Source organism: Caulobacter flavus (assembly GCF_003722335.1).
Taxonomy (GTDB): Bacteria; Pseudomonadota; Alphaproteobacteria; order Caulobacterales; family Caulobacteraceae; genus Caulobacter; species Caulobacter flavus.
This window is the reverse complement of sequence record NZ_CP026100.1, coordinates 1,617,849-1,643,257: the sequence shown is the minus strand read 5'-3', so window position 1 is coordinate 1,643,257 and position 25,409 is coordinate 1,617,849. Positions and strand designations below refer to the sequence as shown.

General features: G+C 69.7%; 25 protein-coding genes. 17 read left to right on the top strand and 8 right to left on the bottom strand.

Annotated elements, in window-relative coordinates; translation table 11 throughout:
* The first annotated feature begins 72 nt into the window (after positions 1-72).
* From C1707_RS07790 to C1707_RS07780, 3 genes are all read left to right on the top strand, one after another.
* On the top strand, positions 73-831 hold the full coding sequence (locus C1707_RS07790; protein WP_101714016.1) for an alpha/beta fold hydrolase: 759 nt from the start codon (positions 73-75) through the stop codon (positions 829-831).
* 251 nt (positions 832-1,082) lie between these two features.
* Positions 1,083-1,445 carry a BlaI/MecI/CopY family transcriptional regulator gene (locus C1707_RS07785; protein ID WP_101714017.1) on the top strand — a complete coding sequence of 121 codons (363 nt, stop codon included), beginning with the start codon at positions 1,083-1,085 and terminating at the stop codon, positions 1,443-1,445.
* Complete coding sequence (locus C1707_RS07780; protein ID WP_240633888.1) at positions 1,442-2,665, top strand: TonB family protein; 1,224 nt, start codon at positions 1,442-1,444, stop codon at positions 2,663-2,665. The genes C1707_RS07785 and C1707_RS07780 overlap by 4 nt, the downstream gene beginning before the upstream one ends.
* Before the next feature lie 70 nt (positions 2,666-2,735).
* Here C1707_RS07780 and C1707_RS07775 read toward each other — a convergent pair whose 3' ends face one another.
* Positions 2,736-4,190, bottom strand: a complete 1,455-nt coding sequence (locus tag C1707_RS07775) for an AMP nucleosidase (RefSeq protein ID WP_101714018.1) — start codon at positions 4,188-4,190, stop codon at positions 2,736-2,738.
* A 244-nt stretch (positions 4,191-4,434) separates the two neighbouring features.
* On the opposite strand from C1707_RS07775, the gene C1707_RS07770 reads away from it, so the two are divergent.
* From C1707_RS07770 to C1707_RS07760, 3 genes are all read left to right on the top strand, one after another.
* Complete coding sequence (locus C1707_RS07770; protein ID WP_123170726.1) at positions 4,435-5,685, top strand: dicarboxylate/amino acid:cation symporter; 1,251 nt, start codon at positions 4,435-4,437, stop codon at positions 5,683-5,685.
* A gap of 445 nt (positions 5,686-6,130) precedes the next feature.
* Positions 6,131-6,532: a DUF6491 family protein gene (locus C1707_RS07765; protein WP_101714022.1), complete on the top strand. Its 402-nt coding sequence runs from the start codon at positions 6,131-6,133 to the stop codon at positions 6,530-6,532.
* 159 nt (positions 6,533-6,691) lie between these two features.
* Positions 6,692-7,072: a YidB family protein gene (locus tag C1707_RS07760; protein WP_101714023.1), complete on the top strand. Its 381-nt coding sequence runs from the start codon at positions 6,692-6,694 to the stop codon at positions 7,070-7,072.
* A gap of 201 nt (positions 7,073-7,273) precedes the next feature.
* Here C1707_RS07760 and C1707_RS07755 read toward each other — a convergent pair whose 3' ends face one another.
* Both C1707_RS07755 and C1707_RS07750 read right to left on the bottom strand, forming a co-directional pair.
* Entirely contained in the window at positions 7,274-8,140 is an 867-nt protein-coding gene (locus C1707_RS07755; RefSeq protein WP_101714024.1) for a 2-dehydropantoate 2-reductase, read from the bottom strand.
* 71 nt (positions 8,141-8,211) lie between these two features.
* Positions 8,212-9,249, bottom strand: coding sequence for a ribonucleotide-diphosphate reductase subunit beta (locus tag C1707_RS07750; protein WP_101714025.1), 1,038 nt, complete (start codon positions 9,247-9,249; stop codon positions 8,212-8,214).
* A gap of 133 nt (positions 9,250-9,382) precedes the next feature.
* On the opposite strand from C1707_RS07750, the gene C1707_RS07745 reads away from it, so the two are divergent.
* From C1707_RS07745 to C1707_RS07725, 4 genes are all read left to right on the top strand, one after another.
* Positions 9,383-10,054: a glutathione S-transferase family protein gene (locus tag C1707_RS07745; RefSeq protein WP_101714026.1), complete on the top strand. Its 672-nt coding sequence runs from the start codon at positions 9,383-9,385 to the stop codon at positions 10,052-10,054.
* Between the two features lie 344 nt (positions 10,055-10,398).
* The gene (locus tag C1707_RS07735; RefSeq protein WP_101714027.1) at positions 10,399-11,445 is read left to right on the top strand and encodes an aspartate-semialdehyde dehydrogenase; all 1,047 of its coding nucleotides are present in this window, start codon (positions 10,399-10,401) and stop codon (positions 11,443-11,445) included.
* Positions 11,446-11,570: 125 nt separating this feature from the next.
* Entirely contained in the window at positions 11,571-12,179 is a 609-nt protein-coding gene (locus C1707_RS07730; RefSeq protein ID WP_101714028.1) for a hypothetical protein, read from the top strand.
* An 86-nt stretch (positions 12,180-12,265) separates the two neighbouring features.
* Complete coding sequence (locus C1707_RS07725) at positions 12,266-13,798, top strand: pentapeptide repeat-containing protein (protein WP_145998424.1); 1,533 nt, start codon at positions 12,266-12,268, stop codon at positions 13,796-13,798.
* Positions 13,799-13,813: 15 nt separating this feature from the next.
* On the opposite strand, the gene C1707_RS07720 is transcribed toward C1707_RS07725, so the two are convergent.
* The gene (locus C1707_RS07720) at positions 13,814-14,764 is read right to left on the bottom strand and encodes a LysR family transcriptional regulator (protein WP_101714030.1); all 951 of its coding nucleotides are present in this window, start codon (positions 14,762-14,764) and stop codon (positions 13,814-13,816) included.
* Between the two features lie 99 nt (positions 14,765-14,863).
* On the opposite strand from C1707_RS07720, the gene C1707_RS07715 reads away from it, so the two are divergent.
* The 6 genes from C1707_RS07715 (at position 14,864) to C1707_RS07690 (ending at position 20,511) form a co-directional block, all read left to right on the top strand.
* Positions 14,864-16,030, top strand: coding sequence for an MFS transporter (locus C1707_RS07715; RefSeq protein ID WP_101714031.1), 1,167 nt, complete (start codon positions 14,864-14,866; stop codon positions 16,028-16,030).
* 76 nt (positions 16,031-16,106) lie between these two features.
* Positions 16,107-17,141, top strand: coding sequence for an aldo/keto reductase (locus tag C1707_RS07710; RefSeq protein WP_101714032.1), 1,035 nt, complete (start codon positions 16,107-16,109; stop codon positions 17,139-17,141).
* A gap of 59 nt (positions 17,142-17,200) precedes the next feature.
* Complete coding sequence (locus C1707_RS07705; RefSeq protein WP_101714033.1) at positions 17,201-17,968, top strand: sulfite exporter TauE/SafE family protein; 768 nt, start codon at positions 17,201-17,203, stop codon at positions 17,966-17,968.
* Between the two features lie 86 nt (positions 17,969-18,054).
* Positions 18,055-18,720, top strand: a complete 666-nt coding sequence (gene trhA / locus C1707_RS07700; RefSeq protein WP_101714034.1) for a PAQR family membrane homeostasis protein TrhA — start codon at positions 18,055-18,057, stop codon at positions 18,718-18,720.
* A 4-nt stretch (positions 18,721-18,724) separates the two neighbouring features.
* Positions 18,725-19,981 carry a patatin-like phospholipase family protein gene (locus C1707_RS07695; protein ID WP_101714035.1) on the top strand — a complete coding sequence of 419 codons (1,257 nt, stop codon included), beginning with the start codon at positions 18,725-18,727 and terminating at the stop codon, positions 19,979-19,981.
* Positions 19,982-20,070: 89 nt separating this feature from the next.
* Positions 20,071-20,511, top strand: coding sequence for a copper-binding protein (locus C1707_RS07690; protein WP_101714036.1), 441 nt, complete (start codon positions 20,071-20,073; stop codon positions 20,509-20,511).
* 8 nt (positions 20,512-20,519) lie between these two features.
* Here C1707_RS07690 and C1707_RS07685 read toward each other — a convergent pair whose 3' ends face one another.
* Positions 20,520-21,254, bottom strand: coding sequence for an SDR family NAD(P)-dependent oxidoreductase (locus C1707_RS07685; protein ID WP_101714037.1), 735 nt, complete (start codon positions 21,252-21,254; stop codon positions 20,520-20,522).
* 104 nt (positions 21,255-21,358) lie between these two features.
* On the opposite strand from C1707_RS07685, the gene C1707_RS07680 reads away from it, so the two are divergent.
* The gene (locus tag C1707_RS07680) at positions 21,359-21,736 is read left to right on the top strand and encodes a winged helix-turn-helix transcriptional regulator (protein WP_101714038.1); all 378 of its coding nucleotides are present in this window, start codon (positions 21,359-21,361) and stop codon (positions 21,734-21,736) included.
* A 46-nt stretch (positions 21,737-21,782) separates the two neighbouring features.
* Here C1707_RS07680 and C1707_RS07675 read toward each other — a convergent pair whose 3' ends face one another.
* The 3 genes from C1707_RS07675 to C1707_RS07665 all read right to left on the bottom strand — a co-directional run bounded on the left by C1707_RS07675 (position 21,783) and on the right by C1707_RS07665 (position 25,278).
* Entirely contained in the window at positions 21,783-22,106 is a 324-nt protein-coding gene (locus C1707_RS07675) for a hypothetical protein (protein ID WP_101714039.1), read from the bottom strand.
* Between the two features lie 96 nt (positions 22,107-22,202).
* Positions 22,203-23,180 (bottom strand): lipid A-modifier LpxR family protein, encoded by a 978-nt coding sequence (locus tag C1707_RS07670; protein WP_101714040.1) that lies wholly within the window; start codon positions 23,178-23,180, stop codon positions 22,203-22,205.
* A 223-nt stretch (positions 23,181-23,403) separates the two neighbouring features.
* Positions 23,404-25,278 carry a ribonucleoside-diphosphate reductase subunit alpha gene (locus tag C1707_RS07665; protein ID WP_101714104.1) on the bottom strand — a complete coding sequence of 625 codons (1,875 nt, stop codon included), beginning with the start codon at positions 25,276-25,278 and terminating at the stop codon, positions 23,404-23,406.
* Positions 25,279-25,409 lie beyond the last annotated feature (131 nt).

The window sequence follows — 25,409 nt, the reverse complement described above, 5'->3', positions numbered from 1 at the left end:
GCCGATGTAGTCGTCCCTCGTGACGAAATCGAGAGTCTGGACGAACGGTGCGTCCGCGCGGATTGTGACGCCATGCTTCCGGTCCAGCGATTCCAGAGTTTCGACGGCGTCTCCATCGCCTACCGCACCCTGGGCGAGGGCTGGCCGACCCTGCTGCTGCACGGCTTCCTGGCCAGCGCCGAGAGCAACTGGTTCCTGCCCGGCATCGCCCAGGCCCTGGTCGGCGCGGGCCGCAAGGTGATCGCGCCCGACCTGCGCGGGCACGGCCGCTCGGACGCCCCCAGCGACCCGGCCGCCTGGCCCGCCGACGTGCTGGCCATGGACCAGCAGGCGCTGGTCTCGCACCTGCATCTCACCGACTACGACCTCGTCGGCTATTCGCTGGGCGCGCGCACGGCGGTGCGGATGATGGTGCGCGGCGCGCGCCCCGAACGGCTCGTTCTGGCCGGCATGGGCGCCTCGGGCCTGATGGGCGCGGGCGAGCGGGCGGCGATGTTCGAGGACGCCATCCGCAACGGCGACCAGGCCAAGGATCCCCGCGCCGGACGCCGCGTACAGGCGATGATGGCGGCCGGAAACCTCAAGCCCGAAGCCATGCTGGGCGTGCTGAACGCGTTCGTGCCCACCCCCGCCGAGGCCATCGCCCGCATCGACGTCCCGACCCTGGTCATCGCCGGCCAGCGCGACGACGACAACGGCTCGGCCGAGGCCCTGGCCGGCATGCTCCCCGACGGCCGCGCCCGGCGCGTGCCCGGCGACCACATGAGCGCGGTCATGGAACCCAGCCTGGCGGCGGGGATCGTCGGCTTCCTGGACCGCGTCTCGCGGTAGAACCTGACGCCCAATGCTCCCATCATTCCCGCCCTTGTGGCGGGAAACCCTGGTTCGGCTCGCACGTGAAGCGCCAGCGGGCTGCTCAGCAATCCGCCCCACCCGCCCGTGCGACTGACAGAGGGGTTCCCGCCACAAGGGCGGGAATGACGGGATATCTGAGAAGACGAAACTTACAAAACACCGGTTGACCACTATGATGACAACTGTCAACAACGCATCGTTGACAAACGTCATCGGTGGGGTCCGTCATGAAGATCAGTTCGGCCGAAAGCGTCATCATGGAGGCGTTGTGGCGGAAGAACCCGCTGACCTCCGAGGCGATCATCGCGCAGGTCGGCGAGCCCAACGGCTGGACCGAGGGTACGGTCAAGCAACTGCTCAGCCGCCTGGTGAAGAAGAAGGCCGTCGGGGCCACCCCCGAGGGGCGTCGCTACCAATACGCGCCGCTGGTCGCCCGGGGCGACTACGTGGCCTCCGAAAGCCAGGGCCTGCTCGACCGCCTGTTCGACGGCCGGCTGGCGCCGCTGGTCACCCAGTTCTCGGACGCCGGCAAGCTGACCGACGAGGACATCGCCGAGCTGAAGGCGCTGGTCGACAGGATCGCCAAATGAGCGGCCCCATGATCTCGACTTTTCTCGAGGCGCTGACCCGCGCCAACCTCGCCCTGGCCGCCACGATCGTCGCGGTGCTGCTGCTGCGCCAGCCGGTCCGCCGGCGGTTCGGGCCGCTGGCCGCCTATGCGCTGTGGCTGGCCGCGCCGCTGTGCGCCCTGGTCAGCCTGCTTCCGGTCCACGCGCCGACCACGGTGATGGCCCCGGCCGTCGAGTTCGCCGCCACGGCCGCCAGGACCGTCGCCCCCGCCGCGGCCAAGGCGCCCGCCCTGCCGCTGCTTCTGCTGATCCTGTGGGCGGCCGGCGCGCTGGCGGCCCTCGCCCTGCTGGCCCTGCGCCAGGCCAGGTTCGTCCGCGCCGTCGGCGCCCTGACGCCGCTGGACGGCGAACCGGCCGTGCTGCGCGGCCAGCATGTGGACGCCGGCCCGCTGGTGCTGGGCGCCCTGCGGCCGCGCATCGTCGTGCCGGCCGACTTCGAGGCGCGCTTCACCGGCGAGGCCCGCGTCCTGGTCCTGGCCCACGAGGCCGTCCACCTGCGGCGCGGCGACGCGGCGATCAACGGCCTGGTCGTCGCCCTGCAATGCCTGTGCTGGTTCAACCCGCTGGTCCACCTGGGCGCCCGGGCCCTGCGCGTCGACCAGGAGATCGCCTGCGACGCGGCGGTGATCGAACGCCATCCGCATGCCCGCCGCCTTTACGCCGAAACGCTGCTCAGCACCGTGCTGACGGCCAAGACCGCCCCGCTCGGCTGCCATTGGCCGGCGGCGGGGCCCCATCCCCTGAAGGAGAGACTGACCATGCTGAACGCCGCCTCCCTCACGCCGCTGCGCCGCAAGGCCGGCCTGGCCCTGGTCGCCCTGGTCGCCTCGGCCGGCGCCGGCGCGGTCTGGGCCGCCAACCCGGCCCCGGCCGTCGAACCGGCCGTGATCACCCGTCCGGACTGGGCCCAGAAGCCCGACGGCAACGACCTGGCCCGCTACTATCCGGCCGACGCGGCCGCGGCCAAGGCCGGCGGCCGGGCGATGATCACCTGCACCGTCGCCGTCACGGGCGATCTCGAGAACTGCCGGGTCCTGCGGCAGAGCGAAGGTCCCTACGCCTTCGGCGAGGCGGCCCTGCAGCTCAGCCAGATCTTCCGCATGCAGCCCAAGACCCTGGACGGCCAGCCCACGGCCGGCGGCGAGGTGACGATCCCGATCGTCTTCTCCGTCCCGCAGTGAAGCGGCGGACCGCAAAGAAAAAGGGGCGGTGGATGACCACCGCCCCTTCGTTCGTTTCAGGCGCTCGCGATCACCGGAACGGCGGCTCGTCGAAGGCCCGCAGCTTGCGCGAGTGAAGGTTGGGGCCTTCCTCCTGCAGCAGCTTGCAGGTCAGGATGCCGATCTGCAGGTGCTGGCTGATCGCCCGCTCGTAGAAGGCGTTGGCCTGGCCCGGCAGCTTGATCTCGCCGTGCAGCGGCTTGTCCGACACGCACAGCAGCGTCCCGTACGGCACCCGGAAGCGGTAGCCCTGGGCGGCGATGGTGGCGCTTTCCATGTCGATGGCGACCGCGCGGCTCTGGTTGAAGCGCAGGGCCGACAGGCTGTGGCGCAGTTCCCAGTTGCGGTCGTCGGTGGTCACCACGGTGCCGGTGCGCAGGCGCTTCTTCAGTTCCTGGCCGGTGTCGCCGCTGATCGCCTTGGCCGCGTCGTAGAGGGCGCGCTGCACCTCGGCGATCGACGGCACCGGGATCTCCGGCGGCAGCACCACGTCCAGCACGTGGTCGTCGCGCAGATAGGCGTGGGCCAGCACGTAGTCGCCGATGGTCTGGGTGTCGCGCAGGCCGCCGCAGTGGCCGATCATCAGCCAGGCCTGCGGGCGCAGCACCGCCAGGTGGTCGCAGATGGTCTTGGCGTTGGACGGGCCGACGCCGATGTTGACCAGGCTGACGCCCTGACCGTTCGGGGCGATCAGGTGGTAGGCCGGCATCTGGTGCTTGCGCCACGCGCCGTCGGCGATGGCCTGCTCGGCGTTCGGCGTCTGCGCCGTCACCACCACGCCGCCCGAGCACGACAGCGCCGTGTACGGACTGCCCGGCTTCTTCAGCTGCTCCACGCCCCAGCGGACGAACTCGTCCACGTAGCGGTGGTAGTTGGTGAACAGGATGAACGGCTGCACGTGCTCGGCCGGGGCGCCGGTGTAGTGGCGCAGGCGGGCCAGCGAGAAGTCGGTGCGCAGGCCGTCGAACAGGGCCAGCGGCCGGGTTTCCTCAAGCGCCGGGCTCCAGACGCCGTCGGCGATCTCGTCGCCGATGAAGGCCAGGTCCGTCGTCGGGAAGAAGCGGGCGATGTCCTCGCTGCGCACGTCGGCCTGGTTCAGGTCGATGCTGGCGTCGAGCACGTAGGGATAGGGGATCTCCTGCTCGGAGCGGGCGATCTCGACCTCGACGTCGAAGTCGTCCATCAGCAGGGTCAGCTGCTCGACCAGGTAGTCCTTGAACTGGGCCGGCTTGGTGACCGTGGTCGAATAGACGCCCGGACGGCTGACCCGGGCGAAGGCGCGCGCCAGCTTCGGCGGCAGGGCTTCGGGATCGTAGGTGAGGCGCAGCTCGGGATAGGTGAACGAGCCGTCGAACCGCATCTGCGGATCGGGGCGGGTTCCATTTTCGAGATAGGCCCGGAGGGCGGTGCGCAGCGCCTCGACGGCGCGTTCGTATTCGGAGTTGAGCCGTTCGACGACGGCGATCGCTTTTTCTTGGTTAGACATGGCGTCCTATATCAGCCTTGCCGCAGCCTGACCAGAGCGGGGCGCGGCCGGGCGCTGGGGCGAGCATAGCGCCGCCAGCCTGCGCCTTTGTGACGCCCCAGGCATGGACGAAGCCCTCCCGCTCGGCCAAAAGGGGCGCCACATGCCCCCTCGGGAGGCGTGCACGAAACGAATGCGCCTGCTGGGAGGGCGCTTCAAAGCAGGCCCGGCCGCCGCGCGGTCGAGGGGGAACGGAAGACCCGCGATGAACAAACGCTTCGCCTATCTGATCGTCGGCGCGATGGTGCTGGGGGTGCTCGTCGGCTGGGGGTGCAACCAGTTCCTGGACGCGGCGGGGGCCAAGTCGGCCGCCTCGGGCCTTTCCTTGATCACCGACATCTTCCTGCGGCTGATCAAGATGATCATCGCGCCGCTGGTGTTCACGACCCTGGTGGCCGGCATCGCCCACATGGAGGACGCCGCCGCGGTGGGCCGCATCGGGGCCAAGACCCTGGGCTGGTTCATCGGCGCCTCGGCCGTGTCGCTGGTGCTGGGCCTCTTGATGGTCCACCTGCTGGCCCCGGGCCACGGGCTGCACCTGGTGGAGGCCGCCGTCTCGACCAAGCCGGCCGCCACCACCGAGGCCTTCACCCTGAAGGGCTTCATCACCCACCTGGTGCCGACCTCGATCTTCGACGCCATGGCCAAGAACGAGATCCTGCAGATCGTGGTGTTCTCGCTGTTCGTCGGCACCGCCGTGGCCGCGCTCGACGACAAGGCCCCGCAGGTGCTTCACCTGGTCGAGCAGTGCGCCCAGATCATGCTGAAGGTCACCGGCTTCGTCATGAAGCTGGCCCCGCTGGCCATCTTCGCGGCCCTGGCCTCGACCATCGCCACCCAGGGCCTGGCCATGCTGGGCACCTACGCCAAGTTCGTGCTGGGCTTCTACGGCGCCATGGCCACCCTGTGGGCCCTGCTGTTCCTGGCCGCCTTCGTGGTGCTGGGCAAGCGCGCCATCCCGCTGTTCGGCGTCATCCGCGAGCCGGCCCTGCTGGCCTTCTCCACCGCCTCGTCCGAAGCCGCCTATCCGCGCATCCTCGACAGCCTGCCCAAGGTGGGCGTGCGCCGCCGCATCGTCTCGTTCGTCCTGCCGCTGGGCTATTCGTTCAATCTCGACGGCTCGATGCTCTACTGCACCTTCGCCACCATGTTCATCATGCAGGCCCATGGCGTGCACCTGACCATCCAGCAGCAGATCTTCATGCTGCTGCTGCTGATGGTCACCTCCAAGGGCATCGCCGGCGTGCCGCGCGCCTCGCTCGTGGTGATCATGGCCACCCTGACCTATTTCGGCCTGCCCGAGGCCTGGATCGCCCTGGTGCTGGGCGTCGACCACCTGCTCGACATGGGCCGCTCGGCCACCAACGTCGTCGGCAACTCGGTGGCCGCCGCCGTCGTGGCCAAGTGGGAGGGCGAGCTGGAGGACATTCCGGAGGGCGAGGCCGCGCAGGCCTGACTTCTCTCCCGTAAAATCCCCGCGAAAGCGGGGACCCAGGGGTTTTGTCGTCGAGCGCCACGCGCGTCAGAAAAAGCCTAGGCCCCCGCTTTCGCGGGGGTTTTACGGTTTTGGGGATCGTGAAATGAGAAAGGGCGGAGCCTCGCGGTCCCGCCCTTTTTCTTTGCTCGTTGTTCTTCGCTTCCCTCGCCCCCGTGGCGAGGGCCCATGCCGGCGGCTGCTCATACCCCGGCAGGACGCGACAGGTCCGAGCAGGTTGAACCATGGATCCTGGGCACAAGGCCCAGGAAAGCAAGGAGAGGGAGCGTGGGGAGCAGCCGGGACGCCCCCTCGAACGGGGCGACGTAAAACGCCCCTTTCGCGCGCAAAAAAGGGGCGACTTGACCATTGACGGCAAGGCCGCCAGGCCCAATCTTTCGCGCGAGGGACTGTGAGGATGATCGCAATGGTCAAGTTGAAAACCATCGCCCTGGCCGGGCTGGCCGGCGCGCTTCTCGCCGGTCCCGCGCTGGCGACCGAGGGCGCGGCCACGGAAAAGGCCCCGCGCCAGTGCTTCCAGCTGTCGGACTGGCAGGGCTGGACCGCGCCCGACAAGAACACGCTCTACATGAAGATCCGCAACCGCGACGTCTATCGCGTCGACCTGTCGTGGGGCACCAACCAGCTGACCGCGCCGGGCACCTTCCTGGTCTCCAACGTGCGCGGCATCGACACCGTCTGCCGTCCGTTGGACCTGGACCTGCGCGTCGCAGACGGCACCGGCTTCGCCATGCCGATCCGCGCCAAGGCCATCACCAAGCTGACGCCGGAAGAAGTGGCCGCCCTGCCCAAGAAGGACCGTCCGTAAGCACGGTCCTGGCGCATCGCCGGAACACGACAAGGGCGCGGATCGCAAGGTCCGCGCCTTTCCCTTTTGGGCGCTCGCCAACAGCGCTGGATCGGGTCTTAATCCCCCCACGTCGGGCGGGTCCGCGGCGGGCCAAGCGACGATCGAGCGGAGCGAGACATGAGCCTGCTGGACAATCTGATGGGCGCGCTGGGCGGTCAGGGCGACCTGGCCGAGACGGTCAAGAGCCTGGGCGTCACCGGCGGGGTCGGCGGCCTCGTCGACGCCTTCCAGAAGGGGGGCCTGGCCGAGGTCGCCCAGTCGTGGGTGTCGAGCGGCGCCAACCTGCCCGTGTCGCCCGAACAGATCCAGGCCGTGCTCGGCTCGGGCGCCGTCGGCCAGTTCGCCGAGAAGCTGGGCGTCGATCCCCAGACCGCCGCCGCCAAGCTGTCGGAGGTGCTGCCGGGCCTGGTCGACAAGCTGACCCCCGGCGGCAAGCTGCCCGACGAAGGCCTGGGCGGCGCGGTCGGCGACCTCCTGGGCGGCTTCATGAAGAGCTAGGGTCAGCCCTCAATTGCGCGAATGTTTTTCACGTCATCCCGGCCGAAGGGCCGTGTAGCGGACCGTAGAGCCGGGACCCAGGGGCCACCTGCATTGCGCCGGCCCCTGGGTCCCGGATAAGCGCTTCGCGCTTTCCGGGATGACGGGCGATAGGCGATTGAATTTCTTGGATCCGACGCACAGCTCAGTTGTGTCCGCACCCTAGCTTCCCGCCGCTTCCAGCAGCGCTGCGACCATGGCGTTGACCGGCGTGGCGATGCCGTGGGCGGCGCCCTTGCGGACGATGACGCCGTTGCGGGCGTCGATCTCCATCGGTCGGCCGGCCAGGCGATCGGCGTGCAGCGAGTTGATCCCGTCGGCCGGACCTGCGCGATAGCCGGCCACCACCTGTTCGGGCAGGTCGTCCGAGAGATCCGCGCCCTGCGCCCTGCCGACGGCGACGCATTCGGCCACCAGGTCGCGCATGATCGCGGCGATGTCGTCGCGCCGGGCGATCCCGGCCGGCTTGAGGGTCAGGGCGTTGACCGCGCCGGCGCAGTTGAGCGCCAGCTTGCTCCAGGCGACGGTCGTGAAGTCTTCGGTCGTCGCCACCTCGATCGGCGTGTGTGCGAACAGGGCCGCGAAGGCCTGCCCCGCCGGCCCGGCCGGGACCTTGATCCAGCCCATCCGCCGCTGGCGGATGGCGCCCGGCGCCGTGCGCTCGGCCGGGATGTCGACCACCGCCGGGGTGATCCGCTCGGCGGGCAGGTAGGGCGCGAAGCGCTCGACGTGCTCGACGCCGTTCTGCAGCACGGCCACGCGGGTGTCCGGACCGACCAGCCCCGCCAGCCAGGCGGCGGCTCCGGCCGCGTCGTAGGTCTTGGTGGCGACCAGCACCCAGTCCACGGGCGTGGCGGCGGCCGGATCGGTCAGCACCGTCGGCGTCGCGACCAGCGCGCCGTCCGGCGTCTCGACCGTCAGCCGCTCGAAGGCGGTGCGGGCGCACAGCGTGACGTCGTGCGCCTCTCCCAGCCACGCCGCCAGGGTTCCGCCGACCGCCCCCGGACCGATCACCGCGATGCGCATCATGGTTCTCCGCAAACGAAAACGCCGCCCGGCTTAGCGGGCGGCGTCAACCTCGTCACGACGATTGCGGCGGCTCAGTGCTCGGCCGGAACGTCGGTGCGCTTCTGCAGCATGGCCTCGAAGCTGGACCACACGCCGTCGGCGCCGTGCCACTGGCCCTTGGTCGCGGCCTTCGAATATTCGGTGGCGCGGGCCTCGAAGAAGTTGGCGTGCTCGACGCCCGACAGCAGGGCCTGCAGCCACGGCAGCGGGTTGTCCTTCACGCCGTAGACTTCCGGCAGGTCCAGCTGGCGCAGGCGCCAGTCGGCGACGAAGCGGATGTACTGCTTGATGTCGTCGGGGACCATGCCCTGCACGTCGCCGGCCTCGAAGGCCAGATCGATGAACTTGTCTTCCAGGCCCACCACGTGCTTGCAGCAGTCGACGATATCGTCGGCCACCGACTTGGTCACCGCGCCGGTTTCCTTGTTGAACGCATGGTACAGCTTGATGATGCCGTCGCAGTGCAGGCTCTCGTCGCGGATCGACCACGAGACGATCTGGCCCATGCCCTTCATCTTGTTGAAGCGCGGGAAGTTCATCAGCATCGCGAACGACGCGAACAGCTGAAGTCCCTCGGTGAAGCCGCCGAACATGGCCAGGGTGCGACAGATGTCGGCGTTGGTCTCGACGCCGAAGGTCTGCATGTAGTCATGCTTGTCCTTCATGGCCTCGTATTCCATGAACGCCGAGAACTCGGTCTCCGGCATGCCGATGGTCTCGAGCAGCAGGGCGTAGGCCGCGATATGGATCGTCTCCATGTTCGCGAACGAGGCCAGCATCATCTTCACTTCGGTCGGTTTGAACACGCGACCGTAGCGCTCCATGTAGTTGTCCTGCACCTCGACGTCGGACTGGGTGAAGAAGCGGAAGATCTGCGTCAGCAGATTGCGCTCCTTGTCGTTCAGCTTGACGGCCCAGTCCTTGAGGTCCTCGCCCAGCGGCACCTCTTCGGGCATCCAGTGGACCTGCTGCTGCTTCTTCCAGAAGTCGTAGGCCCACGGATAGCGGAAGGGCTTGTAACCGCCGGAGGGGATCATGAGGCCGGGCTTGGTGATCAACGAGGCGGACATGGGCGGGCTCCAGAGCGGTCGGACACGAATCGGTCGGGCGGGTAGTCTCTTCGTAGCCTAGGGCGACACGCCCCATCTAGTGGTCAAATTGACCCATGGCACAACATGTTGTGGGCAGAATGGGTAACCAAAGATGAAACCAGCTTACACCATCTATGGCGCGCTTGGCTCTGGCTCGGTGCCGGTCGAGGCGACCTTGACCCTTCTGGGGCAGGCCTACACGGTGGTCGAAGCCCCCACCTGGGAGGGCGAAACGGAGCAGGCCAAGGTCGCCTCCGTCAATCCGATGAAGCAGATCCCGGCGCTTGTCACCCCTCAAGGCGAGACCATCACCGAGAGCGCGGCGATCCTGATCTGGCTGGCCGACAATCATCCCGCAGCCGGGCTGGCGCCGGCGATCGGCGACCCGCGCAGGGGCCAGTTCCTGCGCTGGATGACCTTCATCCCGGCCTCGATCTATTCGCTGTTCTGGGTTCGCGACGAGCCCGCGCGGCTGGCCGGTCCGGATCCGGAGGCCCAGGCCCGCGTCAAGGCCGCCACCGCCGACCGTATCGCCGACTGCTGGGCGATGATGGACGCTCAGGTCGAGCCCGGCGCCTACATCCTGGGCGAGACGCTGACCGTGCTGGACCTCTATGTCGCCGTGGTCAGCCGCTGGGGCTCGCGCCGCGTGCGGTTCTACGAGCGCGCGCCGAAGATGGCCGACGTGGTGCGGCGGGTGGATGCGGATCCGCGCCTGGCCGAGTTCTGGGAGAGACGCTTCCCGTTCGTGGAGGACTGGGAGAGCAAGGGGGCCAGCGGGTGAAACGCCTTGCGTCCTTCGAGGCTCTCCCCGGCTCAAGGCCGGGGCTCGCACCTCAGGATGAGGATCTCATTGCACGGAAGTCCTCATCCTGAGGCGCCCGCGCAGCGGGCCTCGAAGGACGCACCGACTTTACCTTCGCCTTGATCGCCGCTATTAGCCCCGCTCGATGCAATTGGCCGCGACCAAAATTATTACCCGCAAAACGACCCGCCACGGCGGGGCGGCGGGTATGCGCGCGATCTAACGCAAGCATCCTCGGACCAGCCCCGCACTGCGCGGGGCGGCTCTCTTGACCACGAGACCTCAAGGCTCCCCGCGCTCCTCATCACCAGGAGACGTCACCTATGAGCCGCAAGTTTTCCCGTTCCAATCCGCCCGCCGTCGGCGTCGTCGGCGCCACCGGCCTGGTCGGCGGCATGATGCTGAAGCTGCTGGCCGAGCGGAACTTCCCGTTGAGCGCCCTGCGGATCTTCGCCTCGGCCCGCTCGGCCGGCCAGGCCCTGCCGTGGAAGGACGGCTCGGTGACCGTGGAAGACGCCGCGACCGCCGACTTCACCGGTCTGGACATCGTGTTCTTCTCGGCCGGCGGCGGCACGTCGCGCGAACTGGCGCCCAAGGCCGCCGCGGCCGGCGCGATCGTCATCGACAACTCGTCGGCCTGGCGTAGCGACCCGCAGGTCCCGCTGGTGGTGGCCGAGGTCAATCCGCAGGCCCTGGACGACCTGCCCAAGGGCATCATCGCCAACCCCAACTGCACCACCATGGCCGCCATGCCGGTGCTCAAGCCCCTGCACGACCACGCCGGCCTCAAGCGCCTGACGGTCAGCACCTACCAGGCCGCCTCGGGCGGCGGGGTCGAGGGCATCCAGGTCCTGTCCGAGCAGCTGCGCGCCGGCGCGGCGGGCGATCTGGACGGCCTGGCCATGAGCCCCGAGGCCGCGCCTCTGCCCGAGCCGAAGAAGTGGGCCGTGCCCCTGGCCTACAACGTCGTGCCGCTGAACTACGTGCTGGGCGAGGACGGCTACACCGAGGAAGAGCTGAAGCTGCGCGACGAGAGCCGCAAGATCCTGGGCCTGCCGGACCTACCGGTCAGCGGCACCTGCGTGCGCGTGCCGGTGTTCAGCGGCCACGCCCTGTCGATCAACGCCGAGTTCGACCGCCCCGTCTCGGTCGAGCAGGCCCTGGCCCTGCTGGCCGCCGCGCCGGGCGTGGTGCTCGACGATGTGCCGAACCCCTTGGCCGCCACCGGCCAGGACCCGGTGTTCGTCGGCCGCGTGCGGCCCGACCCTACCGTCGAGCACGGCCTGGCCCTGTTCGTCGTGGGCGACAACCTGCGCAAGGGCGCGGCGCTGAACGCCGTGCAGGTGGCCGAGGTGCTGGTCGGCGGCTGACGCCGAAAGAGAGGTCCTCGCCTGGCGGCGGGGGCCTCGCCTCCTTGCTGCGACAGCATGCCACGCAGCCCAGGCGTCAGCGTTCACACCCTCTTCATCCCGCCCGCGCGAAGGCTGCCGGCAGGATGAAGATATCGCAGCCCTACTCGACCGAGACCGGAACCGGCGCGTCCGCCGTCGCCTATCCCGGCGGCGCGGCCGGCGCGGCGGCGGCGCTCGCCGACACCGCCGGCGCGGTCGGGCTGGACCAGAAGCTTTCCGCCTATCACGCCCTGGCCAATCGCTGGACCGGGGCCGGCCACGCCGAGCGCGCCGCCCTGGCCCCGCCCCTCAACGACTCCCCGTTCGCCAAGACCGTGCAGTCGGCGCTGAACACCTTCACCAAGGCCGCCTGGGCCGGGGCCGACGCCGCCCCGCCGGCGCCGCAGGCCCAGGCGCTGAAGGCCTTCGACGGCCTCACCGACACCGACAAGACGATCGTCGCCTCGCTGCAGGTGGGCGTGCCCGGCGCGCGCGGTCCGGCCACAGTCAAGGACTATCGCGCACGCCTGCAGTCGGATCTCGACGCCGCCCAGCCGGCGGCCGCCGCACCACGAGACACCGTCACCCTCTCGCCCGAGGCCCAGGCCCGCCTGGCTGGCGCCGCCGCGCCCGACGCCCCCGCCGCGCCGGTCGTGGAAGCCGCGCCGCAGATGGCCGCCGCCCTCAGCGCCTACGGCAAGGCGGCGGGGTAGGGATCGCTTCGCGCTTGCCAACCGACGAGCTTTCCGGGGAGCATCGATCCGTCTCGTGGGAGGAATCGCGTAAGCGGGGGCTGAACGTGGATCAAGTGAACGTCGCCGCTCTGAAAGCGGCGTGGTGGCGAGTCTGGTGGGAGCAGGACTTCTCGTGGCAAGGCCTTGCGGAACTGCCGATTGCGGGCGGCGGCAACCATCAGGACTATTGGCGCGAGGAAGGCGGACACCTGACGAAATCACCAGTATCGGGCCGGGAGTTCACTCGCTTTCACCTGCCGCTCCTATGGGAGGACGGCACGCCGACGGGCAAAGCCGACTGGCATCCCGGCGAATTGGACGAGGCCCTGGCCGATCACCTGAAGAGGGCCAAAACCAGCGACTTCTACTGGAGCACCCGCGCAACCGGCCTGGATCGGCGCGCACAGATGTCAGGCGTCATTTTCCCGGGCGCCCTGGGAAGCTTCGGCGCCCATGACGAGCCTGTCCATATCCGCGCCGATTGGACATGGTTCGGCGAGGGGCTCGTGCGATATGGAAGACCGATCGGCGCGCGCTCCTCGTTCGAGAACTCTTGGTTCGGCGGTCGAGCCGGCTTTGAGGCCGTTGAGTTTCTTGGCGACGTCTGGTTCCGCAAAGCGACCTTCACCGACGGCGCCTGGTTCGATCGGGCCACGTTCAAGGGCTTGGCGCGGTTCGAGGATTGCAGGGTCGTCGACCTCGCCGGCGATGCGGCGTTCCGCTTCGACAGCGCGGTGTTCGAAAGCCAGGCCTCGTTCGAACGGGCGAACTTGGAGGAAAGCCGAAACCTGAGCTTCCGCAGCGCGAGGCCTTCCTCAACCGTCCGCTTCGACGACGTCGCCTTCCCCAACGACCCGAAAATCCACGCCGGCGCGTTCGCCGACGTCACCTTTCCCCGGCTGACTAGCTTCCAGGGCCGATCCTTCACGGCCTTCGCAATGCTCTACGGAGCCAGATTCGACGGACTGACGCTCTTCAGTCGCGAGACCCTGGATGAAGATCGCGGTTTCGACACCGCGATCGCCGCTCTGCACCGGCTTAAGCCCGGCGATCGGGCCGAACACTTCAGCCAGATGCAAGCCGTGATGACGTCGCTCAAGCAAAACGCTGAACAGCGGCGCGATCGTAGCCTCGAGCAAACTTTCTATCGCTATGAACTAATCGCGCGAGAACAGAACCCCAGGACCGCACGGTTCGATCGCACCGCCAGCCGCCTCTACGGCGGGCTTACCGGCTATGGCCTTTCAATCCAGTCGCCGGTGATCGGCGTTGGATGGGCCCTGCTCGTCTTTGCCTTGGCCTACTGGCTGGCGGGCCTGGCGCTCGCGGGAGGAACGACGGCGGCCGCCCTCCTGCGATCCGCCTGCGAAGCGCACAGGTTCTGGGAGGCGGTGACCCTTTCCATCGAGACGACCTTCAAGCCGTTCGGACATTTGGGGCGGCCCGACGCGGCGACGCCGGTTATCGGCATGGTCGGGCGTGTTCATCCAGGAGGCAAGCTGGTGGTCCAGCTGCTTGCTATCGCCCAGAGCCTGTTCAGTGTGGCCATGCTGTTCGCCGCGGGCCTGGCGCTGCGCCGGCGCTTTCAGATCGCGTGAGACCGGCCGTCAGCCTCACGCCGGAAGGACGCCGAACCGATCCAGCGCCGCCGGCTCGCTTCGCCCCACGGTCATCGCGCCGGCCAGCCAGTCGATGAAGGCCCGCACCCGGGCCGGAAGCTGGCCGCCGTGGCCGACATAGACGGCGTGGATCTGCTCGATGTCGCCGGGATTGAAGGCCTCCAGCACCGGGACCAGGCGGCCGGCGGCGATGTCCGGACCCACATGGATCACCGACAGCCGGGCGATGCCCTGGCCGGCCAGGGCCAGGGTGCGGGCGCTCTCGCCGTCGCCGACCTCGGCCCGGCCGTGGACCGGGCGAAACACGCCCTCGCCGTCGATCTGGAAGGGCCAGGAGTCGCAGTGGCGAGCGAAGTTGAAGGTGACCAGCTCGTGGCGGGGCAACTCGTCGGGATGCTCCGGCGCCCCGGCCCGCGCCAGATAGCCGGGCGAGGCCACCAGCACCATGCGGCTCTGGGCGATCCTGCGGGCCATCAGCTGCGAGGCCCGCATCGGCCCCACCCGGATGGCCACGTCGGCCCGCTCGTCCATCAGGTCGATCACCTGGTCGGTGACGGTGATGTCGAGCTGGATGTCGGGGTGCGCGTCCAGGAACTGCGGCGCGAGGGGCAGCAGAAAGTGCTGGCCGAACGGCACGCTGGCGTTGACCCGCACCCGGCCGCGCGGAACCGCGCTGGCGGCCACGGCGCGCTCGGCTTCGTCGAGATCGGCCAGCACGCGCAGCGACCGCTCGTGGAAGGTCTGGCCCTCGGCGGTGAGGATCAGCTTGCGGGTCGAGCGGTTGACCAGCCGCGCGCCCAGGCGCGCCTCAAGCCGGGCCACCAGCTTGCTGACCGCGGACGGGGTCATCCGCAGGCTTCGCGCGGCGGCCGAGAAGCCGCCCTGCTCGACCACGCGGACGAACACTTCCATCTCGGCGGTGCGGTTGATCTCCTGTCGCGCCATCGTGCCTTCACGTCACAAGTGATAGTCTTTCCCGCAATCTAATTCATCGAAGGTCACGGCGCTATCTGACGGCTCGAACAATTATCGGAGCCGGCCGCCATGCCCCTCGCCCTCTATGCCCTGACCGTCGGCGCCTTCGGCATCGGCGTCACGGAATTCGTCATCATGGGCCTGCTGATGCAGGTCTCCGCCGATCTCGGCGTCTCGATCCCCACGGCCGGCTGGCTGATGACCGGCTACGCGCTGGGCGTCTTCGTCGGCGCGCCGATCCTGACCCTGGCCACCCGCCGCCTGCCGCCCAAGACCACGCTGCTGGCCCTGATGGCGATCTTCACCCTGGGCAACCTGGTCGCCGCCCTGGCCCCCAGCTTCGGCGTGCTGATGGGCGCGCGGATCATCACCGCCCTGGCCCACGGCACCTTCTTCGGGGTCGGCTCGCTGGTCGCCGTCAGCCTGGTGCCGCCCGAGCGCAAGGCCTCGGCGATCGCCATCATGTTCACCGGCCTGACGCTGGCCACCCTGCTGGGCGTGCCGTTCGGCGCCTGGCTGGGCCTGGCCTTCGGCTGGCGCTCGACCTTCTGGGCGGTGACCGCCATCGGCGCCGCGGCGCTGGTCGTGCTGGCCCTGCTGGTGCCCAAGGGCGAGAAGGCCGCCGCGCCCGCCGCCCTCAAGGAGGAGTTCGCCGTGCTGGCCCGCCCGCAGGTGCAGCTGGGCCTGGCCATGACCGTGCTGGGCTTCGGCGGGGTGTTCGCCGTCTTCACCTACATCCAGCCGATCCTCACCGAACTGGCCGGCTTCTCGAAGGCCGCCGTCTCGCCGATCCTGCTGGTGTTCGGCGCGGGCCTGGTGGCGGGCAACCTGCTGGGCGGCCGCTGGGCCGACAAAGCGTTGAACACCGCCCTGGCCGGCAGCATCGCCATCCTGACCGTGATCATGCTGGCGGCCGGCTGGGCCTTCCACGACAAGGTCGGCGCGGTGCTGGCCGCCTTCCTGCTGGGCGCGGCCGCCTTCGCCACCGTCGCCCCGCTGCAGATGCGGGTGCTGAGCCAGGCCGGCGGCGCGGGCCAGGGCCTGGCCTCCAGCCTCAACATCGCCGCCTTCAACCTCGGCAACGCCATCGGCGCGGCCCTGGGCGGCGCGGTGATCGCCCACGGCCTGGGCCTTTCGGCCATCGCCCCGATCGCCGCCCTGGTGCCGCTCGGCGCGCTGGTCCTGGCGGGGGTGAGCCTCGGGCTGGAGAAGCGCCAGAAGCTGGCCCCGGCGTAAAGCCCTCGCTCCTCCCCCGCCTGCGGGGAGGAGCGGCCCTGTCCACTGACGCCCCTTCCTTCCCCGGAGACACCCCATGGAATACCGCACCCTCGGCCGGTCCGGCCTCAAGGTTCCCGCCCTCAGCTTCGGCGCCGGCACGTTCGGCGGCCAGGGCCCGCTGTTCAGCGCCTGGGGCGACACCCGGGTCGAGGAGGCCCGCCGGCTGATCGACATCTGCCTGGAGGCCGGCGTCACCCTGTTCGACACCGCCGACGTCTATTCGAACGGCGCGTCCGAGGAGATCCTCGGCGAGGCCCTGGCCGGCCGCCGCGACGAGGCGCTGATCTCGACCAAGCTGGGCCTGCCGACGGGCGACGGACCGCTGGACGCCGGCGCCTCGCGCCTGCGGCTGACGCGCGGGGTCGAGGCGGCGCTGAAGCGGCTGAAGACCGACCGCATCGACCTCTTGCAGCTGCACGCCTTCGACGCCGCGACGCCGGTCGAGGAAACCCTGGCCGCCCTCGACGACCTCGTCCGCGCCGGCAAGGTGCTCTATGTCGGCGCCTCCAACTTCGCCGGCTGGGAGCTGATGAAGTCGCTGGCCGCCGCCGACCGCCACGGCTGGCCGCGCTACGTGGCCCACCAGGCCTACTACTCGCTGGCCGGCCGCGACTACGAGTGGGAGCTGATGCCGCTGGCCGCCGACCAGGGCGTCGGGGCCATGGTCTGGAGCCCGCTGGGCTGGGGCCGCCTGACCGGCAAAATCCGCCGCGGCCAGCCGCTGCCGGAAACCAGCCGCCTGCACCAGACCGCCGACGCCGGCCCGCCGGTTGACGACGAGCGCCTCTACCGCATCGTCGACGCGCTGGACGCCGTCGCCGCCGAGACCGGCAAGACCGTGCCGCAGGTCGCCATCAATTGGCTGCTGCGCCGCCCCACGGTGTCCAGCGTGATCATCGGCGCCCGCACCGAGGAGCAGCTGCGCCAGAACCTCGGTGCGGTCGGCTGGAGCCTCAGCCCCGAGCAGGTCGCGGTGCTCGACGCGGCCAGCGCCGTGACCCCGGCCTATCCCTACTATCCGTACTGGCGCGAAGGCGGCTTCCGGCAGGTGAACCCGCCGCTGGTGTAGCCTGCAACCGCGGGCGGCGCCCCATGGCCCGCCCGCCTCGCCCCTGCTAACACCCCGCCATGCTCACCGACCCCTTCTTCTACGCCGTCGCCATTCCCGCCGTGATCCTGGTGGGCCTGGCCAAGGGCGGGTTCGCGGGGATCGGGGTGGTGGCCACCCCCTTGATGGCCCTGGCGGTCGGGCCGGTGAAGGCCGCGGCGATCCTGCTGCCGCTGCTGATCGTGCAGGACGTCGTCGGGGTCTGGGCCTATCGCAAGACCTGGGACAAGGGCCTGCTGATCCTGATGACCCCGCCCGCGGCGTTCGGCATCTTCCTGGGCTGGGCGCTGGCGGCGCTGGTGTCGTCGGCGGCGGTGGAGCTGGCGGTCGGCCTCGTCTCCATCCTGTTCGCCGCCCAGCGCCTGTGGGCCGAGCGGGCGGTCAAGGCCGCCGCCGCCATCGAGACCGGGCCGGCCCGCCCGTGGCTGGGCGTGCTGTGCGGCATGGCCTCGGGCTTCACCAGCCAGATCGCCCACGCCGGCGGTCCGCCCTTCCAGATCTACGTGCTGCCGCGCCGCCTGCCGCGCGACGTCTTCGTCGGCACCAGCGCCATCTTCTTCGCCGTCGTGAACTGGATGAAGCTGCCGGCCTACATCGCCCTGGGCCAGTTCACCCACGAGGTGCTGGCCACGGTGGCCGTGCTGCTGCCGGTGGCGATCGCCTCGACCTGGGCCGGCGTGCTGCTGGTGCGCAAGGTGCCGGCCGAGGGCTTCTACAAGGTGATCTACGTGCTTCTGATCCTGGTCGGAACCAAGCTGGCCTGGGACGGCTTTTTCGGACTGACATGACGATTGGTCACGCTTGCGCGCCGCCCTTTCGGCGCCATGATGATCGACGTTTATACGTCACCGATTTTGAGTAGGCTGGGCGGGCCATGACGATCTCAGACTTCACCAAGCACTACCCGACGACGGGCGCCAAGCTGGCCGACCTGATCGTGCACCTGGCCGGCCTGGCCTGCGCCCTGCTGGGCGGCGGCATCCTGCTGGGCCTGGCCTTCGGCCTGGGCTCGCTGGGCCAGATGGCGGCGATCGGGGTCTACACCATCGGCCTGGTGACCATGCTGTCGCTGTCGACGGCCTACAACTTCTCCAAGGCGCGCTGGCAGCCGCTGCTGCGCCGCTTCGACCACGCCGGCATCTTCATCATGATCGCCGCCTCCTACACGCCCTTCACCACCCAGAACCTCGAGGGCTGGTGGGCGATCGGCATGACCACGGCGGTCTGGAGCGTCGCGGCCCTGGGCGTGGCGGCCAAGCTGTTCCTGCCGGGCCTGGACAAGCGTTTCTGGGTCGGCCTGTACATGGCCATGGGCTGGCTGGTGCTGGTGGCCATCAAGCCGATGATCGAGGGCCTGTCGTGGGTGGCGCTGCTGCTGCTGGCCATCGGCGGCCTCGTCTATTCCACCGGCACCGTCTTCTACCTGATGCGCCGGCTGAAGTTCCGCCGCGCCATCTGGCACGGCCACGTGATCGGCGGGGCTGGCCTGCACTACGCGGCCGTGCTGGTCGGGGTCGTCCTGGCCGGCGCCCGGGGCTAGGCCCATGGAGCGCGGAGGGGACCGCGGGGGCGACAACAAGATCACCATCCAAGGCTTCTTCCGCGACTGGAAGGGACCCGATCCGCTGCGCGGAAAGCGCCTGCCCGCCCCGGCGGCCGACGCCCATGTCGAGGCGCTCGACTTTCCCGGCGTGCGCCTGTCGATCGAACAGGCCGAAGACGCGCTGAAGACCGCCGCCGACCGCCTGGCGCCGGTGCGCTCGCTGCTCGGCGTCGACGAATTCAACATCCTGGCCCTGTCGGGCGGCGCGGCCGGCGGCGCCTATGGCGCGGGCGTGCTGACGGGCCTGACCAAGGCCGGCCGGCGGCCCGACTTCGCCATCGTCACCGGCGTCTCGACCGGCGCCCTGATCGCGCCGCTGGCCTTCCTCGGCCCGGCCTGGGACGACCGCCTGACCGAGGCCTATCTGGGCGGCCACGCCGCCGAACTGCTCAGCCTGCGTCGCCTGGCGCCGGCGCTGGGCCCCAGCATCTTCAAGGGCGAGAGCCTGGACGCCCTGGTCGAGCCCTTCGTCGACGAGGCGATGATCGACGCCGTCGCGGCCGAGCACGCCAAGGGCCGGCGCCTGCTGATCGCCACCACCAACCTCGACAACCAGCGGGCCTCGATCTGGGACATGGGGGCCATCGCCGCCCACGGCGGTCCTCGGGCGGTGAAGCTGTTCCGCGAGGTGCTGGTGGCCTCGGCCACGGTGCCGGGCCTGTTCCCGCCCAAGATGTTCGACGTCGAGGCCAACGGCGAGCGCCGTCAGGAGATGCACGTCGACGGCGGCGTGGCCGCCCCTCTGTTCCTGATGCCCGACGCCCTGCTGCACTGGCGCAACCTGGGCCAGCGTCTGCGCCGGGGCCGGGTCTACGTCATCGTCAACACGGTGCTGGATCCCTCGCCGCGCTCGACCCCGCCGGGCGTCGCCTCGATCATGGGCCGCAGTTTCGAGACCATGCTGCGGTTCTCGTACCGCCAGGCGCTGAGCCTGGCCGAGGGATTCTGCACCCGCCACAACCTGCCGCTCAGCGTGGCCTCGATCCCCGGCGACTTCGACGGCGTCAACATGCTGCGCTTCGAGACGCCGACCATGCGGAAGATCTACGACGCGGCCGAGAGGCTGGCGATGGAGGACAAGGTCTGGGCTAGCCCGACCCTGGAGCCGACCGGCTGGCGCGGACTGTTCAAGCGGGCCGGCGCCCGGCCCAAGCCCGAGCCCGGCGCGATCAGCCTGGATCCGACCACGGAAGGCTGAGCGCCAGATTGCAGGCGCGAAACCGAGCGCAGTCATCGCGCAGCACTCGGCCGCTAGGCAGGGCGGGCCCAAGCCACGCTCGATCGGTCATGCGCAAGTTCATCCTTCCCGCCCTCGCCGCCGCCCTGCTCGCCACGACCGCCCACGCCCAGCCGCCCGGCGGCGGCCGGGGTCCGGGCGGACCGCCTTCCGGCGGGGCCGGCGGGCCTGGCCCGGGGCCGGGCGGGACTAAGCAGGCCGACCTCGACAAGGTGGTGATCGTCGGCGTGGTCACCGCGCTCGACGCCGGGGCCGAGCGGGTGACCATCGCCTATCAGGCCAACGAGGCGCTGAACTGGCCGGCGGGCGCGATGCCCTTCGCCATGGCCAGGCCCGGCCTGCTGGGCGGCGTGACGGTGGGCCAGACGGTGCGCTTCACCCTCAGCAATCACCGCATCGCCGCCTTCCTGCCCGAGGGCGGTCCGGGCGGCCCGGGCGGCCCTCCGGGACCTGGCGGCGGAAGCGAGGGACCGCCACCGCCGCCGCGCTGAGGCGCGCCTCAGACCTGGGCGAGGCCGCCGTCGACGAACACCTCGCCGCCAGTCATGAAGCTGGAGTCCGACGAGGCCAGGAAGGCGGCGACCGCGCCCGTCTCGGCCGGATCGCCCATGCGGCCCAGCACCGTCGAGGCGCCCATGGCCGCCACGCCTTCCTCGCCCAACACCTCCTGCGCCAGCTCGGTGGTGATCGGCCCCGGCGACAGCACGTTGACGCGCACGCCCGTGCCGCGCAGGTCCAGCGCCCAGCTGCGGGCCAGGTTGCGCACCGCCGCCTTGGTGGCGCTGTAGATGCTGAAGGCCGGCGTGCCCATCACCCCGGTGCTGGAGCCGGTCAGGATGATCGAGCCGCCCTGCCCCATCAGCGGCAGGGCCTTCTGCACCGTGAACACCAAGCCCTTCACGTTGAGGTCGAAGATCTGGTCGTAGTGCTCGGGCGTAATCTGGCCCAGCGGCGCGAAGGCGCCCGTGCCGGCGTTGGCCAGCAGAACGTCGAGGCCGCCGCGTTCGGCCTTTACCGTCTCGTAAAGCCGGTCGAGATCGGCCATGTCGGTCACCGAGCCGCGCACGGCGCGGGCGTTGGGCCCCAGCGTCTCCAGGGCCGCGTCCAGCGCCTCCTGCCGGCGGCCGAAGATGTAGACGAACGCGCCTTCCTCGACGAAGCGCTTGGCCGCGCCCAGGCCGATGCCGCTGCCGCCGCCGGTCACGACGGCGGTCCTGCCTTGAAGTCTGGTCATGTCTTGCCTCCTTTTGTGTGGCGGCAAGTGAATTGGCGACCTACATACCTATCGACAAGTATGCACCTTTTGGTAAGTGCCTAGAAAGTTCAGGTCCCGCGAACATGAGCGACGCCCCCGCCTGCACCACCGGCTTCAGCTGCGGCCTCGACGCCACGCTTCGCGTCATCTCCGGCAAGTGGAAGCCGCTGATTCTCTACTTCCTGCTGCAGGGCCCCACCCGCTACGGCGAGCTGCGCCGGGCCGTGCGCGGGGTCAGCGACAAGGTGCTGATCCAGCAGTTGAAGGAGCTGGAGGGAGACGACCTGGTCGTGCGCACCGACTACAAGGAAGTGCCGCCCAGGGTCGACTACAGCCTGACCCCGCTGGGGGTCAGCCTGACCAAGGCGCTGGAGCCGCTGTCTCTCTGGGGCACGGAGAACATGGCCGAGGTGGCCCGCGTGCTCGCCCAGCGGCAGAGCTGGCCGGGACGCGCGACGTAGGCCAGGACGTCGTCCAGCCCGATCGGGCCGGGACGAAAAGACCGGCTCAGCCGGCCTTCTTCAGGTGACGCGCGCGCAGCTTGGCCAGGTTGGGCGGGTCGGCGCGGAAGTCCGAGGCCAGGCCCAGGCGGGCGTTGCACGACGGGCAGCGCACGTGGTCCTCGTCGGCCAGTTCGGCCGGCGGATCGAAGCGGGTGCCGCAGGGCTTGCACTTCCAGTCGCCCACGGCCGGAGGCGGCGGCGGAGCCGGCTCGGGGGTCACCACCTTGGCGGCCTTCTGCAGCCGCTCGAGCGGCGGCGGGCCGCCGGGCGCGGCGACGCCGCTCTTCAGGCTCAGGATCTTGCGGCGCGGGGGCTCGCTCTCGCTCATGACGCTCGACGATTTTGCGGACGGATCGTCGCTAGCTGCATGATCGCGGCCGGAAACTCAAGCGCCGCGAGGTCGCGGAGCCAAATCAAACACCGGTCACCAATGCGGTTTGAGGCTGAACGACAGGGCCACGACCGAGTCTTCCTGGGTCGCCATGCCCATGATCTGGTCCTTGGCCTTGATCTCGCGGCGGATGTAGCCGACCGAGGCCTGCATCGGACCGCGCCGCCAGCCCACGCCCGCCTGGGCGTCGCCGACCAGCCGGCTGCCGGTGTCGGAGGTGACGCCGGCCCGGGTCCAGTCGCCGTCCTGGCCGCGCAACAGGTTCATGCCGACCAGCTGGCCGCTGGCGCCCGCGAACAGGTACCAGCGCCCGCGGTCGCCGAAGGTCTCGCGGCCGTCGCGCACGCCCAGGCCGCTAATCACGCGATCCTCGACGCTCTTGCCGATGCGGACCATGCCGCCGGCCTCAGCCGAGCCGCCGGCGCCGCCGAAGCCCAGACCCGCATGCGGCGTGAAGTCGACGGCCAGCTTGCCGGCGTCGAACTTGACCGCCGCCGGCCAGCCGCGCGAGACGCTGACGTCGACGCTGTCGGTGTCGAAATTGGAAGCGCCCGGGCGCACCAGGCTGAGCGGCGCGCTCTGCGCCAGGCGCGAGGAGCTGGCCACCGAGACCCGCACGGCGTCCACGCGGTGGCCGTTGTCGCCCACCACATAGCTGCCCGACCGCCAGCTGACCGGCCCGCGCTCGTTGTAGTAGCGATCGGCGTCCAGCAGGTTGGCGTCGCCGTAGAGACCCGCCGGCGACACCGAGAACAGCTCGCCCTCGGCCTCGACGGCGCGGGAGTCGGCCGGACGGCCAGCGAAGGCGGCGGCCGACGGCGCGGCGGCCTGCGACGGGTCGCGACGGGTCAGGTCGAGCTTCTGCAAGGCAGGCGTGAGGGCGGGCGCCGCGGCGGCCGGTCTGGCCGTCGCCTTGCGCTTGCCCTTACGGACAGCAGCATCGGACGATGCCGCGGAAAGCGCCAAACTGGCGCCGCAGCACGTCGCGATCGTCACGCAAACGATACGCATTGCGGATTCCCCAATCCCAATCCTGCCCACCGTATCCGCCTGATCGGATACGTCCACCGGGAAAACGCCGGCGTTCGGTGAACAGCTCGTGACAGTATTGGTTCCGCGCAGAAAAACAGCGGCGCGATATGTCGCGCCGCTGTGGTCAATCGTCGCTGGAGTGGAGCGCGTCGGGCGGCGAAACCGCCCGCGCTTTCGCCTGGCGCGCCCTAGCAAGCCCGCCTTACTGGCAGGCGAGGCATTCCTCGTAGTCGGTCTTGCCCGGGGCGTCGAAGCCGCCGGCGACCGCCTCCTCCTTGCCGTCGGCGCCGGCGTAGGCCGCGCGCTGAACCGACTTGGAGCGCAGGTAGTAGAGGCTCTTCACGCCGCGTTCCCAGGCCATCCAGTGCAGCATGTGCAGGTCCCACTTGTCGACGTCGCCCGGCAGGAAGACGTTGACCGACTGGCTCTGGCAGATTTCCGGCGTGCGGTCGGCGGCCAGTTCGACCACCCAGCGCTGATCCAGTTCGAAGGCGGTCTTGTAGACGTCCTTCTCGTCCTGGCTCAGGAACTCCAGGTGCTGGACCGAGCCTTCGTTCTCCAGGATCGAACCCCAGACCACGTCGGTGTTCTGGCCCTTCTCCTCGAGCAGCTTCTCCAGGTAGGGGTTCTTCACCGCGAACGAGCCCGACAGGGTCTTGTGGGTGTAGATGTTGGCCGGGATCGGCTCGATGCCCGCCGAGGTGCCGCCGCAGATGATCGAGATCGAGGCGGTCGGGGCGATGGCCAGCTTGTGCGAGAAGCGCTCCTTGGAGCCGCGGTCGGCGGCGTCCGGGCACGGGCCCTTCTCTTCGCCGAGCGCCAGGCTGGCCTTGTCGGCCTCGCGGCGCAGGTGCTTGAACATCCGCATGTTCCAGCTCTTGGCCAGCGCGCTCTCGAACGGCACGTTCTGGCTCTGCAGGAACGAGTGGAAGCCCATCAGACCCAGGCCCACCGAACGCTCGCGCATGGCGGCGTAGGCGGCCGTCGAGGCCGCGTCCGGAGCGCGGTCGATGAAGTCCTGCAGGACGTTGTCGAGGAAGCGCATGACGTCCTCGATGAAGGTCGGGTGGTCGCGCCACTCCAGGAAGGTCTCGGCGTTGACGCTCGACAGGCAGCACACCGCGGTGCGCTCCTGGCCCAGGTGGTCGGTGCCGGTGTGCAGCATGATCTCGCTGCACAGGTTCGACTGGCGCACCTTCAGGCCCAGCTCGCGCTGGAACGACGGCATGGCGCGGTTCACGCTGTCAGAGAAGATCAGGTAGGGCTCGCCGGTCTGCAGGCGCAGCTCGAGGATCTTCTGCCACAGGCCGCGGGCGTCGACTTCGCGCAGGACCTCGTTGGTCTTGGGCGAGCGCAGGCCGAACTTCTGGCCGTCGCGCACGGCGTGCATGAACTCGTCGGTGATCGAGATGCCGTGGTGCAGGTTCAGGGACTTGCGGTTGAAGTCGCCCGACGCCTTGCGGATCTCGAGGAACTCCTCGATTTCCGGGTGGTGGATGTCGAGATAGACGGCGGCCGAGCCGCGGCGCAGCGAGCCCTGGCTGATCGCCAGCGTCAGGCTGTCCATCACGCGGATGAAGGGGATGATGCCCGAGGTCTGGCCCTGGCCCTTGACCTTCTCGCCGATCGAACGGACGCCGCCCCAGTAGGTGCCGATGCCGCCGCCGTTGGCCGCCAGCCAGACGTTCTCGTTCCAGACGCCCAGGATGCCGTCGAGGCTGTCGTTGACGGCGTTGAGGAAGCAGCTGATCGGCAGGCCGCGATCGGCGCCGCCGTTGCTGAGCACCGGGGTGGCCGGCATGAACCACAGGCGGCTCATGTAGTCGTAGACCCGCTGGGCGTGGTCGGCGTCGTCGGCGAAGGCCGTCGACACGCGCGCGAACATGTCCTGGTAGGACTCGCCCGGCAGCAGATAGCGGTCTTCCAGCGTGGTCTTGCCGAAATCGGTCAGGAGCGCGTCGCGCGAGCGGTCCACCTGGACCTTGCGCACCAGCGCCAGGGCCGGGCGTTCCTTGAAGGCCGACGCAGGGCGCGCGGCAGGTTGAATCTTGGTCGCTTCACCAGCGGTCATGAGCAGAACCCGTCCATTTACCATGCGCTTGCGAGAAGCCGTCCGCCTCTCCGAAAGCCGCTACATATAGTGGGCTTCGTGCCCCCTGAACCCATATATGGGGCCACAGGCGCCGCCTGTTCGTCAACGGGGTGGAG

Bases quoted from the DNA above. Each gene is read 5' to 3' on its own strand.
- C1707_RS07790 (WP_101714016.1), top strand. From the start codon at position 73: ATGCTTCCGGTCCAGCGATTCCAGAGTTTCGACGGCGTCTCCATCGCC.
- C1707_RS07785 (WP_101714017.1), top strand. From the start codon at position 1,083: ATGAAGATCAGTTCGGCCGAAAGCGTCATCATGGAGGCGTTGTGGCGG.
- C1707_RS07780 (WP_240633888.1), top strand. From the start codon at position 1,442: ATGAGCGGCCCCATGATCTCGACTTTTCTCGAGGCGCTGACCCGCGCC.
- C1707_RS07775 (WP_101714018.1), bottom strand. From the start codon at position 4,190: ATGTCTAACCAAGAAAAAGCGATCGCCGTCGTCGAACGGCTCAACTCC.
- C1707_RS07770 (WP_123170726.1), top strand. From the start codon at position 4,435: ATGAACAAACGCTTCGCCTATCTGATCGTCGGCGCGATGGTGCTGGGG.
- C1707_RS07765 (WP_101714022.1), top strand. From the start codon at position 6,131: ATGGTCAAGTTGAAAACCATCGCCCTGGCCGGGCTGGCCGGCGCGCTT.
- C1707_RS07760 (WP_101714023.1), top strand. From the start codon at position 6,692: ATGAGCCTGCTGGACAATCTGATGGGCGCGCTGGGCGGTCAGGGCGAC.
- C1707_RS07755 (WP_101714024.1), bottom strand. From the start codon at position 8,140: ATGATGCGCATCGCGGTGATCGGTCCGGGGGCGGTCGGCGGAACCCTG.
- C1707_RS07750 (WP_101714025.1), bottom strand. From the start codon at position 9,249: ATGTCCGCCTCGTTGATCACCAAGCCCGGCCTCATGATCCCCTCCGGC.
- C1707_RS07745 (WP_101714026.1), top strand. From the start codon at position 9,383: ATGAAACCAGCTTACACCATCTATGGCGCGCTTGGCTCTGGCTCGGTG.
- C1707_RS07735 (WP_101714027.1), top strand. From the start codon at position 10,399: ATGAGCCGCAAGTTTTCCCGTTCCAATCCGCCCGCCGTCGGCGTCGTC.
- C1707_RS07730 (WP_101714028.1), top strand. From the start codon at position 11,571: ATGAAGATATCGCAGCCCTACTCGACCGAGACCGGAACCGGCGCGTCC.
- C1707_RS07720 (WP_101714030.1), bottom strand. From the start codon at position 14,764: ATGGCGCGACAGGAGATCAACCGCACCGCCGAGATGGAAGTGTTCGTC.
- C1707_RS07715 (WP_101714031.1), top strand. From the start codon at position 14,864: ATGCCCCTCGCCCTCTATGCCCTGACCGTCGGCGCCTTCGGCATCGGC.
- C1707_RS07710 (WP_101714032.1), top strand. From the start codon at position 16,107: ATGGAATACCGCACCCTCGGCCGGTCCGGCCTCAAGGTTCCCGCCCTC.
- C1707_RS07705 (WP_101714033.1), top strand. From the start codon at position 17,201: ATGCTCACCGACCCCTTCTTCTACGCCGTCGCCATTCCCGCCGTGATC.
- trhA (WP_101714034.1), top strand. From the start codon at position 18,055: ATGACGATCTCAGACTTCACCAAGCACTACCCGACGACGGGCGCCAAG.
- C1707_RS07695 (WP_101714035.1), top strand. From the start codon at position 18,725: ATGGAGCGCGGAGGGGACCGCGGGGGCGACAACAAGATCACCATCCAA.
- C1707_RS07690 (WP_101714036.1), top strand. From the start codon at position 20,071: ATGCGCAAGTTCATCCTTCCCGCCCTCGCCGCCGCCCTGCTCGCCACG.
- C1707_RS07685 (WP_101714037.1), bottom strand. From the start codon at position 21,254: ATGACCAGACTTCAAGGCAGGACCGCCGTCGTGACCGGCGGCGGCAGC.
- C1707_RS07680 (WP_101714038.1), top strand. From the start codon at position 21,359: ATGAGCGACGCCCCCGCCTGCACCACCGGCTTCAGCTGCGGCCTCGAC.
- C1707_RS07675 (WP_101714039.1), bottom strand. From the start codon at position 22,106: ATGAGCGAGAGCGAGCCCCCGCGCCGCAAGATCCTGAGCCTGAAGAGC.
- C1707_RS07670 (WP_101714040.1), bottom strand. From the start codon at position 23,180: ATGCGTATCGTTTGCGTGACGATCGCGACGTGCTGCGGCGCCAGTTTG.